We start from the raw sequence: 13560 nt of genomic DNA, 5'->3' as shown, positions 1-13560 counted from the left end.
CGTCAGTATTATAGAGTTGAGCGTCTTACTAGTAGTTAAGACGCTCAATTCGATTAATTGTTCAAATAGAATGGACGACCGTATTTGATCGCGTTGTCCGAACCATCAAGTTCTTTTTCTGCGGTAATCGCACGTTGATTGGTAGCAAAGCCTTGAATACCGAAGTTAACGCTGATGTTGTTTTCGTATTCCGGAGAAGCACCGTCGCTTCCGATTGCTTTGTCATCCCAGCCCAATAATTGGTTTGAGTAAGTTAGACCGAAGTACCAACAATCTGATTGGTAGCGGAGGCTGGCAAGCCATTCCATATCGATGTTTTCGTTTAAGTCGTAGTAGTACTGGCCGCTTGCCGACCAACTCGGGTTGAATTCATACGCGGCTACGATACCTGCTTGTGAAATACCTTTACGAGTGATTGTGTCGAGGTTTTCGAGAATGATCGTATCTTCAATGTATTCACGAGTAACGTAACGGTAGTTACCTTGAATGAAGCCACCGTTAAATTGGTATTCCAGAGTGCTGTTCGCTAACTGCATCGAGCTCAGGTCGATGTCATACTGGATACCACCGTGATAGAACAAGTAATCGTTGTAGTTGAAATCAGTTTCAACCGCCCATGATGAGTAGTTTGAGGTCTCATCCGGTAGGCTCGGATTATTGCTGATCTTGGTTTTCTTATCGAAGTAGTAGATCTGACCAAACGAAACGTTAAGACGTTCTTTGTAATCATCATCAAAGAAACGCGTACTTGCACCGTAGCTTAACTGGTTTGCTGACGCGATTTTATCGATACCACTGTATTTACGACTGCGGAATAGACCGTAGTAGTCAGTTTGCAGTAACGTCGTATCGTAGTTGTAGATGTTAGTTTGGTCTTCATCTGGTACATACAAATACTGAAGCTGTGGTTCCAATGTTTGTGTGTAGCCTTCTATCCAGCTGGTATCACGCTCCAAGTACATCTGAGCATGTGTGCGGAATTCTGGAATAACACGCGATACGGTCTCATCGAGTTGATTTCTTAGATCGGTGTCTGTTAAGCCACTCAGATCTTGGGAGTAGTAGGTCGATAATACGCGAGCTTCTGTGGTCCATGTCGCCCAAGAGTTTGATAGAGGAATCGTGAGGCCTGGCTCTACGTGCACACGAGTCGCGTCAGGCTTCGCTGTATCGTCAGTGTCAAAACGGCTGATCTGGCTCTTCACGTCAAAGTTGACGTAGTTACCCAAAAGTGGGGTGTAGTAGTTCAAGTCCAGCTGCGGCAATAGACGGTACGGTTGGTTTTCTTCTTTCAAAAGTATCTGGAAATCTCGGACAGACAAAGAGGCGTCCCAGAAGTCTGAACGGTACTGTACTTCGCCTTCTTGAAGCAATTGGCCGTCTTCTCGGTTACCAATGTCAGAATCCAGGTCACGGAAGTAGTCGATGTCACTCACTTTTGAGTAATCAACACTGACCACCCACTGTTTGTTGATGATGCCATCGTGTTTGAATTGGTAACCCCAACGAGATTCGTCCTCGTAGCGTTTGTCGCTGCTCATGTACTCGCCTTTGATTTCACCTTCACCCCAACCTTCGGTTAGGTAACGGAAATCAGAGTCAAGCTTGGTGCCACGTTTCTGCATGTAGAGCGGAGTAAGTGTCATGTCGTATTGCGGCGCGATATTCCAGTAGAAAGGAAGTTCAACTTCCATACCGTCGCTAGAGCCGTATGACATGGATGGGAATAGGAAGCCCGTTTTACGCGTGTCACCAATTGGCATCGTCATGTACGGCACGTAGAAAACAGGCACGTCCATGATCTCAAAACGTGGGTGATGTAACGTTGCCGTCTCTTCATCTTGATCAACATCGATGCCCGAAGCCACTAAGCGCCAAGAGTTGTCACCTTGAGGACAAGAGGTAATCGAACCATCTTCAAGTTCATACACTGACTGACCAGTACGGGCGATGTACGCAGCGGTACCGCGACCTTGTTGGCACAAGAACTGGTAGTTGGTGTTTTCAAGCGAAAACGTATCTTGATTGATGTCGTTGGTAACACGATCTGAACGTGCTTTAACCTGACCGTCATTGAAGGTTACATTGCCTTCTGCCACGACCACGTTATCTTGTTGATGAAGCGTTACGCTATCGGCGGTGATTTTCTTTGGACCTTGCGTAACTTCTACGTTGCCAGAGTACTGAGCCTTATCGCCATTGATGGCTTGTAGACTATCAGCTTGAACAACCACTGGGGAATTAAGCGCGTCCTCCTCACCACTTGTCTCGACCAAACATTGATCTGTGGTGGGCATTTCCTGCACACTATCATGGATATTCGCTTCAGCTTGAGTGGTGGGTACAAACAAGGCGGTGCTGATAGAGGCCGCTAAACATGTGCGGGAGAAATGTTGCATTGAATTGAACTTTCCTGTGTCACTACTACTCGATGGCTATAGGGCTTGTTGTACCCTCGCTATATAGCCAAATGAATCAACTATAGTTTGCAATTATCCCAGAGCATGGATTCGCTGTGGCATAATGCCAATATAAAATAGCTGCAAAGATAAGCAGGCGAAATAGCCTGACCGTAATAAAACTAATTCCATTATCATAAAGGAAATCGTTGCGTCCGGCACTATAAGACCGCCGTCGTCGATAAAAATTCATTGATAGAGAACACATAATGCATATTTTTGGCAAAATCTTGGGTGCCTTTTTTGGGTTGTTACTCGGTGGCCCATTCGGTTTATTGTTTGGTCTATTTATCGGTCATCAATTCGATAAAGCACGTCGTTTAAGCCAAGCGGGTTTTTCGACGGGGGGCTTTGGTAAAGGTCCTAGCCAGGCACAACGTCAGGAAGAATTTTTTAAAGCTGCATTCGCAGTTATGGGACATGTGGCTAAAGCCAAAGGTCAAGTCACCAAAGAAGAGATTCAACTAGCGTCTGCGATGATGGACCGTATGAGTTTACATGGCGAGCAACGTCGTGCGGCACAAGAAGCGTTCCGTGATGGTAAAGAGAGTGATTTTCCGCTTGAAGATGTATTGGTTCGCGTGAAAATCTCTTCAGCAGGGCGTTTTGATTTATTGCAATTTTTCTTGGAGCTTCAGATCTCTGCTGCGTTTGCTGATGGCTCGATTCATCCGAGTGAACGTAATGTCCTGCATAAAATTGCCCGCGGTTTAGGTTTCTCTTCAGAGCAATTAGAGCGTCGCCTGCACATGCAAGAAGCCGCGTTTCGTTTTCAAAGCCAAGGTGGTTTCCATGGCCAGCAGCAGGGACAATACCAATCAGCTGGTTGGCAACAAGCTTCACAAGCGGATCAGTTGGCTGATGCCTACAAGATTTTGGATGTTAACTCAGATGCGGACAGTAAAACGGTGAAGCGTGCTTACCGCAAGTTGATGAATGAGCATCACCCAGATAAGTTGATGGCGAAGGGCTTACCACCTGAGATGATGAACGTCGCAAAAGAAAAATCGCAAGAAATTCAAAATGCTTACGATCTGATAAAGAAAGTGAAAGGTTTTAAGTAGTCGGACGTTTTCTATCAAGCTTCAAAAACAAAAAGGGCACTCAGTGCCCTTTTCTCGTTCTTATACTCAGCGTTTGGTTTACTGGTGTCCTTTTGCTTTTCGGTTATGGGAAGCCCAAAGCGTATTAGCCTATCAGTAACTTCTTTAGTTAGCTTGATTTAAGGTCCAATCGTATTCGTATTTCACTTTGCCAGAGAAGTTTTTGTATTGCGGTGCGTACTTTGCAATGTGTTTGAAGATTTGTTTTTCTCCACCAAAGTCCGTTGCAAACCAATCATAAATAGAAGACAGCTGTGCCGTGTTACCTTGGATAGATACGCCTTTGCTGCTGTTGATAAATGTTTTAGCGGCACTATCCAGTAGAGCTTGTGTGTTTTCAGCGGTGAATGCATGAGGCTGCAGGTTAGGGCATCCTAAGCTGGCACAGTTAACCGCGTAATGGGTTCTTGGGTCATTCCAAATCGGGCGCAAAATACGATGCTCAATATCGTTTAAAGTCAGATCCTTCCCATTGACCACGACCACATCATCCCCCCAAGGGCCAAAGCTAAATAGCCCACCAAGTTTGGTAATCGACTCGACAGGATAGTTATCTAGGATTAAGTCGACAGTGATGGCGTTGTAAAGGTTTACCCAGTAGGCGTATTGCTCCGCTTGGTTGTACTGTAGAGGGTCGAGTTTTGCGAGCCTTTGGATGTACTGCTTTAACTTCGCTTTGTCGAAGGTCGTGACTTTGCTATAGCGAAACAAAGTATTCTCACCTTGCTTAACTAAATAACTATCAAGCAGTTGTTGCCACTCTTGATGAGAAATCTTGGTTTGGCTAGCTTGATTCGATTGTTTCCAATACGGCCACAAATCCGATTTAGGTGCGGAAAATGTTGAGAAAGAAACGAGAGCACACAAGAGCAATAACAGACGCTTCATAGAGATACCTTTGGGTTAAAACCTTATTGATATTGTAGACCTGCATAAGGCGAAGTTTCTTTCTTGAGGCAATGAAAATAAAAGAAAAAAGGCTGGCATAAGCCAACCTTTTATTTGTTTAAATTGCGATTTTAATTAGCTTAAGAAGCTCGGGATCTTCGCTTCGTACTCGGCAATCTTATCTTCGTGTTGAAGGGTTAAGCCAATGTTGTCCAAACCGTTTAGTAAGCAGTGACGACGGAACGAATCGATTTCAAAACCATATTCTTTGCCGTTGGCACGAACCACATTCGCTTCTAGGTCCACTTCCACTTTTGCACCTTCGTTAGCCTCAACAAACTGGAAGATCTCATCCACTTCTTGCTCAGTCAAACGAACTGGCACCATTTGGTTGTTGATCGAGTTACCGTAAAAAATATCGGCAAAGCTTGGTGCGATCATCGCTTTGATGCCGTAATCCGCTAGTGCCCACGGTGCGTGTTCACGAGATGAACCACAGCCGAAGTTTTCACGAGCTAGCAGGATAGATGCGCCTTGGTAGCGCGGAGCGTTCATCACGAACTCTGGGTTCGGTTGTTCGCCAGCATCATCTAGGAATCGCCAGTCATGGAATAGGTGCTTACCAAACCCTAGGCGAGAGACCTTTTGTAGGAATTGCTTTGGAATGATGGCATCAGTATCTACGTTCGCTGCATCTAGAGGAACAACTAAGCCTGTGTGTTGTTTAAAACCTGACATCTGTTCTCTCCTTAACCTAATCCAACTCACGAATATCAACAAAGTGACCAGCAATTGCCGCTGCCGCTGCCATCGCAGGGCTAACCAAGTGGGTACGGCCATCACGGCCTTGGCGACCTTCAAAGTTACGGTTTGAAGTAGACGCACAGCGCTCATGAGGTCCCAAACGGTCGTTGTTCATTGCTAGACACATCGAACAACCCGGTAGGCGCCACTCAAAGCCCGCTTCTTTAAAGATAACGTCCAAGCCTTCCGCTTCTGCTTGCGCTTTTACTTGCTCAGAGCCAGGAACGATTAGCGCTTGAACGTGAGACGCGACTTTGCGACCTTTCGCCACTTCTGCGGCTGCGCGCATGTCTTCAATGCGAGAGTTGGTGCAAGAGCCAACGAAGACTTTATCGACGTTGTAATCAGAAAGTGCTTTGCCTGCTTCTAGGCCCATGTATGCCAATGCTTTTTCAGCAGAAGCTTTCTCTACTGGGTCGGTAAAGCTTTCTGGTGCTGGGATCGGTTGATCTACCGCGATCACTTGGCCTGGGTTAGTTCCCCAAGTGACTTGTGGCTTAATGTCTGCTGCGTTTAGCGTCACAACTGCATCAAACTGGGCATCATCGTCCGTTTTCAATGTCTTCCAGTATTCTACTGCTGCATCAAAATCGGCACCTTGAGGTGAGAATTTGCGGCCTTTGATGTACTCGAATGTGGTTTCATCTGGCGCAATTAGACCGGCTTTAGCACCTAGCTCAATCGCCATGTTACACACGGTCATACGGCCTTCCATTGAAAGGTCTGTGATCGCTTCACCGCAGAATTCAACCACGTAGCCTGTTCCGCCAGCAGCTGTGGTTTCACCGATGATCGCAAGTACGATGTCTTTAGCGGTGATACCAGGAGTTACTTTGCCTCTCACTTCAATCTTCATCGTTTTAGCGCGGGCTTGTTTTAGCGTTTGAGTTGCTAATACGTGCTCAACTTCAGATGTACCAATACCAAAAGCGAGAGAGCCGAATGCACCGTGTGTAGCAGTGTGCGAGTCGCCACAAACAATGGTCATGCCCGGCAGGGTAATACCAAGCTCTGGGCCCATGACGTGCACAATGCCTTGGTATTTGTGGTTGATGTCGTAAAGCGTAACGCCAAACTCTTCACAGTTTTTCGATAGCGTTTCCATCTGGATACGAGCCATCTCACCGGATGCGTTGATGTCTTTGGTGGTTGTCGAAACGTTGTGGTCCATGGTGGCAAAAGTTTTGCTGACCTGACGCACTTTGCGACCTTTTTCACGCAAGCCGTCAAATGCTTGCGGAGACGTCACTTCATGTACCAAGTGACGGTCGATGTACAAGATTGGGTTTTCCCCTTCTGCTGCGACGGCAACGTGTGCGTCGTAGACTTTTTCGTATAGTGTTTTGCCCATTGTTTGCTTCCTTTCCTCGTTGCCTTTGCCGCAATAACTGCGTTAGCGACACCCATTTATCCAGTTATTTAGCGAACTAAACGCCTTAAGATAAATGGGCTTGCTGCCTTGCTATTGCACCAATGACTTAGAGGAAAGCCATTGGTTGACCGAGGATTTAGTATTTATTATGAATCTGTGTTGTATTAAGAGTTTAAGATGTACTCAGCGATTTTATCGCCCATCTCAGACGTCGAAAGTGCTGGGTTGTCACCAGCAAGGTCACCCGTTAGCTCACCCGCTGATAGTGCTTTTGAAACGGCCGTTTCGATGTCTTGTGCCGCCGTTTCTTCACCTAGGCTGTAACGCAGCATCAGTGCAGCAGATAGGATTTGTGCCACTGGGTTAGCGATGTTCTTACCTGCGATATCTGGCGCACTGCCGCCTGCTGGCTCGTACAGACCGAATTTGCTTTCGTTTAGGCTCGCTGATGGCAACATACCCATAGAGCCAGTGATCATCGCGCACTCATCAGAAATGATGTCGCCGAAGATGTTTGAACATAGCATTACGTCGAACTGTGCTGGGTCTTTGATAAGCTGCATGGTTGCGTTATCAATGTACATGTGTGACAGCTCAACATCTGGGTAGTCTTTTGCGATTTCTTCGACCACTTCACGCCATAGGATTGAGCTTTGTAGAACGTTCGCTTTGTCGATTGAGCACACTTTCTTGCGACGTAGACGAGCAGACTCAAAAGCGATTTTTGCAATACGTTCGATTTCGTAGCGGTGGTACACCTCAGTGTCGAACGCTTTCTCTGTTGGACCTTCACCTTCACGACCTTTTGGTTGGCCGAAGTAGATGCCGCCCGTCAGTTCACGAACAACAACGATATCAAAACCACGACCGGAGATGTCTGCACGCAGTGGTGAGAAAGCTTCAAGACCTGAGTGAATTTGCGCTGGGCGTAGGTTACAGAACAGTTGGAAGTGCTTGCGTAGTGGTAGTAGGGCACCGCGTTCAGGTTGGTCATTTGGTGGCAAGTGTTCCCACTTAGGACCGCCAACTGAGCCGAATAGGACTGCATCAGACTCTTCACACGCTTTTACTGTGCTTTCTGGAAGTGGGCAACCGTGATTATCGATCGCGATACCACCTACATCGTGCTCGTCACGCTCAAACGCAATGCCGTGCTTCTTTTCGATTGCATCCAACACTTTATGTGCTTGCGCCATTACTTCTGGGCCGATGCCGTCGCCTGGTAAAACGGCAATTTTGTATGATTTGTCTGTCATGCTAATCCTTTAAATTTTCTAAATTTTTTGAGCTTGTCTAAAACGAATTTGGTTGGAGCCTGCGGTGCGGGACTCAAGCTCCTTGAATTAATGATTAAACCGTCGCAATTCTCTTTTGCTTCATCTCTTCAATCTTATCGGCACGATGAATGCTGTTGATAACGTGTAATAGCGCTTGGCCAGATGCTTCTACGATATCGGTAGAAACGCCAGTACCGTGGTACTTACGGCCTTTGTAGTTAGCGATAATGTCTGCTTGACCAAGACCGTCTTCACCTTCGCCTTTTGCCGTTAGGTCGAACTTGTCTAGGACGATCTCGTAACCTGTCACGCGGTAGATACATTGGTATAGCGCATCAACTGGGCCATTACCGACGGCCGCTTCACACATTTCTTCATCGCCACATTGCATTTTGACGCTGGTGGTTGCCATTACGCTGCCAGATTGCACGCTTAGGTAGTTCAACTTGTAGAAGTCGTCTTCTTCACGCAAGTTCGAGAAGTGCATTAGTGCTTCTAGATCGTAGTCGAACACCTGACCTTTGCGGTCAGCAAGCTTCAAGAAGTCTTCGTACAACGCATCTAGGTTGTACTCTTCTTCTTTGTAGCCCATCGCGTCCATGTGGCTCTTAACCGCAGCACGGCCACTGCGACTGGTTAGGTTCAATGCTTGGTTCTTAAGGCCAATCGACTCAGGCGTCATGATCTCGTAAGTGTTTTTGTTCTTTAGCATGCCATCTTGGTGAATACCGGAAGAGTGGCTGAATGCGTTAGCACCAACGATTGCTTTGTTGCTCTGGATTGGCATGTTACATAGTTGACTCACCAACTTACTGGTTCGGTGGATTTCGTCGTGTTTTAGACCCGTATGCACACCCATGAATTCTTGGCGGGTTTTTAGGATCATCGCGATTTCTTCAAGAGAACAGTTACCCGCACGCTCACCGATACCGTTAATGGTGCCTTCTACTTGGCGAGCACCCGCTTGAACAGCGGCGATAGAGTTAGCAACCGACATGCCCAAGTCATCGTGACAGTGAACAGAGATGATCGCTTTGTCGATGTTTGGTACACGGTTGAATAGAGTTTCAATGATGCCACCAAACTCACTTGGTACAGTGTAGCCAACGGTGTCTGGGATGTTGATGGTGCTTGCGCCAGCATCGATGGCTGCTTCAACCATGCGGCACAGGTTGTCGATTGGCGTACGACCTGCGTCTTCGCAAGAAAACTCAACGTCATCGGTGTAGTTACGCGCATGTTTTACGGCTTTTACGCCCATTTCTACAACATCGTCGTAGCTACGGCGTAGTTTGTCTTGAACGTGAACAGTCGAAGTTGAGATGAAAGTGTGGATTCGAAATGCGTCCGCGACTTTTAGCGCTTCAGCAGCAGCATCGATATCTTTCGCAACGGCACGCGAAAGGGCACAAACTCGGCTGTTTTTGATGTGTTTTGCAATGGTTTGTACGGATTCGAAATCACCCGGAGAAGAAACAGGAAAACCCGCTTCGATAACATCAACGCCTAGCCTTTCCAGCGCATAGGCAATCTGCAGTTTTTCTTTAACCGTCAAGCTTGCTGACAACGCTTGTTCGCCATCACGCAATGTGGTGTCGAATATAATGACCTGATCGTTCATGTTTGCTTCCTTCATGATTTCTGCACTTTTCGTGCAATTTAATCGTTTACTTCCGGTATTTAGATATAAAAAAACCCGCATTTGCATGCGGGTTTCTTAGAAATTGGTGTGGTTATTTTTCTTCCACAGCCTACCCGCGCGAATTGGTCACGATCAGGAGGAGGCTAAGCAGGATAGAAAAACGTGCTGACATAGTTGTTAAGCATTCCACAAAATTAAGTTAACAAATTAGTACCGCACTCAATGGAACACGTCAACCCTAAAGTCGATTTTTTATTCATATCGGATGAGTGGATTTCTGTTAATGGCTTTTAGGAGGACTCAAGCGTTGGCGGCTATTCGCAGCGTGAATCGTTTTTATTTTGCTCAGAGGGTGCGACTTTTTAGTCTCATAATAGCTTTAAATGCAGGTGTTTATTGCGCTTTGATACTAAATGTAACCGTTTGTTTTACTGAGTTTTAGTTACGTAATATTTCTTAGTTCTTTTCGATCGAGTTCTTGTTATTAGTTAGGTGAATGCATTACGACTGGCGGAGAGATATTTAAAATGGAGGGCAAATTAATCAAGGATGGTGAGTTATGTTTTATAAATCCCGAGTTGCATTGGCGATCAGTAGTGCTTTGGTTCTTTATCCACTATCCTTCCACTCAGTATGGCAGCGACAAATCGATAGTTATGATAGCAAAGGTATTGTCCAAAGAGAGAGAAGCAACAATACTTGGTCTACGGAGGTTTGGAGTCGAACTTCAACCAACCATTAACGAGTCGAAAAGCGGTTACTTTGGTAGCCGCTTTTTTTTTGCACACTTATTAGTGCGTGGAAAATTGTATTCGAGCAAGTCTTAATCATGAGAAGAGTAATAGAGAGAGAAGTTTTATACCGCACGCTTTGCGAGCTATCACACAAAGGGGTTAATTGATTAGCCTAATTCCATTAGAGCGTTTTATAGTAGAGCGGTTGCATGGATGGATTTTACAAGCAAATAGGTTGAGGATTGATGGATTTCGCGAAACAACTCGGACGTTCGACACTGGCGATAGCGGTACTTTCTCTGTCTGGCTGTCAGCTGCTTCAGTTTGGATCGGCTGAAGCAACGGCTTCTTCTGTGATGAGAAATGATCATGCCCAAAGTGTCATGGTGATTAATCATCAAATGGATCAGTATTTAAGTGAAGATGGACGCGAGTCCTTTTTAAATCAAATGCTGGTGGCATTGGAATCAGATAACCGCGATAAGTTTAAAGGTAAAGACCCGGACACTTACACATGGTGGAAGATTCGTGTTCAGCCAAATCAATGGAAAGAGGCTGAAGTCAGCCGTCCCGTCGTTGAGGGTGTGGACACATCAAAAACGTTAGAGTTTATGGATGTCTCTTATCGTTCGAAAACCACACTTAACTTGCGATCTAATCCTAGCTTAGATGGAGAGAAGTTGGGGGAGCTAACAAAAGGTGAAGTGTTTAACGCGATTGCCAAAGTGGAAGGAGAACCTTGGTTGTTGGTTGAACAAAAAGGCCTGATCAGAGGTTATGTCCATAAAGACTATGCTCGCAGCAATGTCGTGAATCGCGATATTCTTTCTATCAAACCTAACCCTCTGTTAAGTGAAGAAACTTCATCGGTAGATAAGCCAAAAGATAACGAGTTGTTCGGTAGTTACACCTGTCGTGATCTCAGTTACGAACTGACCAAAAATGGCAATATCACCACAGGCTCGCTTCGAGCCTGTCGCAAGCAGAGAAAAATCTGGTATATCGATGCGCCAGCTGAGAGCTCGGATCGATCGTAATTCGCAACGCCTACCATTTTGAATCTTCAGTGATACCAATATTGTGTCACTGAAGCCTATGCCTCTTCAGGCTTTTCCCCTCTCTCTCTGAAACATCATTTGTCATCAATTGTCCAAATTCTCGTCATGTAGCTGTCACTTTCAGCACCTACTTTTCATACAAAGGTATTGTCAAAGTAAAGGGAAGTAACATGCGAGCTTTAGAGACAATTTCACAGCCAATCGCCACTATCGCTAAGTTCGATTTGGCGTTTTCTAGTGTGTGCTTACAGCACCGTTTTAATCAACAGGTCGCCAACATCAGTAAAGGGGTCTCACACAGCGGAGATGGGCACCTTTATGTTGTGCTTGGCTTATTAGCCTGGTTTTTAGATCAACAGCAAGGGCAGTGGTTTTTACTCGCTGGTCTGATTGCATTTGCTATCGAACTCCCGATTTATTGGACGTTAAAGAACAGCTTTAAACGACGTCGGCCCGAAGAACTGAGCGCAATGCTTCCTGCTTTTATTACCCCTTCAGATCGCTACAGCTTACCTTCTGGACACACGGCTGCTGGTTTTGTGATGGCGACCATCATCAATCATTTTTACCCAGAGCTTGGAACTTTCGCCTTTGTGTGGGCGAGCTTAATTGGCACGTCGCGCGTTTTGCTCGGGGTGCATTTTTTCACTGACATCATCATTGGCGCTTTGTTAGGCGGCCTTTGTGGTTCTATTGCTTTGGCCATAGTAGGAGGCTAATGAATGAAAATCCTGTACGGTGTTCAAGGAACGGGAAATGGTCACATTGCTCGAGCGAGAGCGATGAGTGAGGCATTTAAAGCGCATGAAGTTCAGGTTGATTTTCTATTTTCAGGTCGTGAGCCTGAGAAATATTTCTCGATGGAAGCGTTCGGTGATTATCAGACGTGTCGAGGTTTTACTTTTATCACAGAGAAAGGCTCGGTAAATTACGCCAAAACGGCATTGAGCAACAATCTGATTCAGTTTTTCAAAGAAGTTCAGCAACTGGATTTGTCTCGCTATGACTTGGTTATCAATGATTTTGAGCCTGTTTCAGCTTGGGCGGCTCGTAAGCAAAACAAACCATGCATTGGCATCAGTCACCAAAATGCGTTTCGTTATCCAGTACCACTGAAAGGCGCGAGTTGGTTCGATAAGTCTGTCATTGAGCATTTCGCTCCTTCGCAGCATCATTTAGGGTTGCATTGGTATCATTTCGACCAACCGATATTACCTCCGATTGTGCATACGTTAGAAAACACCATGGATAACGACGACTTTGTTTTAGTGTATTTGCCATTCGAATCGATAGAAGACATCAGTGATTTGCTGTTTCATTTTAACCAACAGACGTTTGTTTGCTATCACCCTAACGTGATTGAGTGTGAGCGGATTGAGAATATCGAGCTGAGACCGCTGTGCCACACCAACTTCCAGCATCACCTTCAACGTTGCAGTGGTGTGATTGCCAATGGTGGGTTTGAATTGCCATCGGAGGCGTTGTCATTGGGCAAAAAACTTTTGCTCAAGCCACTCGCTGGACAATTTGAACAGCAGAGCAATGTTGCAACGTTAGAAGATCTTGGGCTAGCTACATCGATGGAGAGTCTGGATATTTCAATTGTTCGTCAGTGGTTGAAAGAGCAGCAAGCTGAAAGCGTCAAATACCCAGATGTAGCGAAAGCCATCGCATCATGGGTCTTGCAAGGTGCGTGGGACACACCAGAGAAGCTCTCTGAAGAGCTGTGGGAGCAAGTTGATTTTCCTAGCTACGTCTCCAATATATAACCCATTCATTTGTCTTTTCAATAACAGCAGTTTCTTTGCGAAGCTGCTGAATTTTTATGCCCTCAATATCATTTCTATTCACTGTGATTTTGCTGCCTCTTTAACTGATTTGTGCACTTTGTGAACCAAAGTATTGACGCTGGTTTTTGAAGTGAACTGCAAAGAATAAGCTGGGCAAATGAGTTGTGTGAGCCTTGTAGAATGTCATTAACGTGCTAAATAGGTTGTCAGAAATCTCTGATTTAGTCGTTTTATACTTTTTTATGTTTTTCTTAAGGTTATGATAATTAAAGGTTAAATACCTAATTGGCTAAAATTTAATGATTAAATATCAATCTAGTTGCGAAACCTTGATTGATTAGTTGATAGTACAGTTCAAGCCGGAAATATCCGGACGATAAATATAATACAAATTCGGTGTTCTATTCCTGAAAATGATCTGAATCCAGCCACG

General features: G+C 45.5%; 10 protein-coding genes. 4 read left to right on the top strand and 6 right to left on the bottom strand.

The window, feature by feature from the left end; translation table 11 throughout:
* Positions 1-53: 53 nt before the first annotated feature.
* A complete protein-coding gene (gene lptD, locus ITG12_RS09355) occupies positions 54-2399 on the bottom strand; it encodes an LPS assembly protein LptD (RefSeq protein WP_038866130.1) in 2346 nt (781 codons plus the stop codon).
* Positions 2400-2668: 269 nt separating this feature from the next.
* On the opposite strand from lptD, the gene djlA reads away from it, so the two are divergent.
* Positions 2669-3523 (top strand): co-chaperone DjlA, encoded by an 855-nt coding sequence (gene djlA / locus ITG12_RS09350; protein ID WP_038866131.1) that lies wholly within the window; start codon positions 2669-2671, stop codon positions 3521-3523.
* Positions 3524-3667: 144 nt separating this feature from the next.
* Here djlA and ITG12_RS09345 read toward each other — a convergent pair whose 3' ends face one another.
* From ITG12_RS09345 to leuA, 5 genes are all read right to left on the bottom strand, one after another.
* Positions 3668-4450 carry a DUF547 domain-containing protein gene (locus ITG12_RS09345; RefSeq protein WP_038878310.1) on the bottom strand — a complete coding sequence of 261 codons (783 nt, stop codon included), beginning with the start codon at positions 4448-4450 and terminating at the stop codon, positions 3668-3670.
* Between the two features lie 135 nt (positions 4451-4585).
* Positions 4586-5188 (bottom strand): 3-isopropylmalate dehydratase small subunit, encoded by a 603-nt coding sequence (gene leuD, locus ITG12_RS09340; RefSeq protein ID WP_038878308.1) that lies wholly within the window; start codon positions 5186-5188, stop codon positions 4586-4588.
* 16 nt (positions 5189-5204) lie between these two features.
* Positions 5205-6605: a 3-isopropylmalate dehydratase large subunit gene (gene leuC, locus ITG12_RS09335; RefSeq protein ID WP_038866134.1), complete on the bottom strand. Its 1401-nt coding sequence runs from the start codon at positions 6603-6605 to the stop codon at positions 5205-5207.
* A gap of 185 nt (positions 6606-6790) precedes the next feature.
* Positions 6791-7882: a 3-isopropylmalate dehydrogenase gene (gene leuB, locus ITG12_RS09330; RefSeq protein ID WP_005430431.1), complete on the bottom strand. Its 1092-nt coding sequence runs from the start codon at positions 7880-7882 to the stop codon at positions 6791-6793.
* Between the two features lie 94 nt (positions 7883-7976).
* Complete coding sequence (leuA, locus tag ITG12_RS09325) at positions 7977-9524, bottom strand: 2-isopropylmalate synthase (protein ID WP_010445640.1); 1548 nt, start codon at positions 9522-9524, stop codon at positions 7977-7979.
* A gap of 1000 nt (positions 9525-10524) precedes the next feature.
* Here leuA and ITG12_RS09320 point away from each other — a divergent pair.
* From ITG12_RS09320 to ITG12_RS09310, 3 genes are all read left to right on the top strand, one after another.
* Complete coding sequence (locus ITG12_RS09320; RefSeq protein WP_038878304.1) at positions 10525-11316, top strand: SH3 domain-containing protein; 792 nt, start codon at positions 10525-10527, stop codon at positions 11314-11316.
* Between the two features lie 191 nt (positions 11317-11507).
* Entirely contained in the window at positions 11508-12056 is a 549-nt protein-coding gene (locus ITG12_RS09315; protein WP_038866139.1) for a phosphatase PAP2 family protein, read from the top strand.
* Between the two features lie 3 nt (positions 12057-12059).
* Positions 12060-13106 (top strand): MJ1255/VC2487 family glycosyltransferase, encoded by a 1047-nt coding sequence (locus ITG12_RS09310; RefSeq protein WP_038878302.1) that lies wholly within the window; start codon positions 12060-12062, stop codon positions 13104-13106.
* The last annotated feature ends 454 nt before the right edge of the window (positions 13107-13560 follow it).

This window comes from Vibrio sp. ED002, from assembly GCF_023277445.1.
GTDB lineage: Bacteria > Pseudomonadota > Gammaproteobacteria > Enterobacterales > Vibrionaceae > Vibrio > Vibrio jasicida.
Note: the sequence above shows the minus strand (reverse complement) of the source record. Positions and strands in the feature narration are given on the sequence as shown.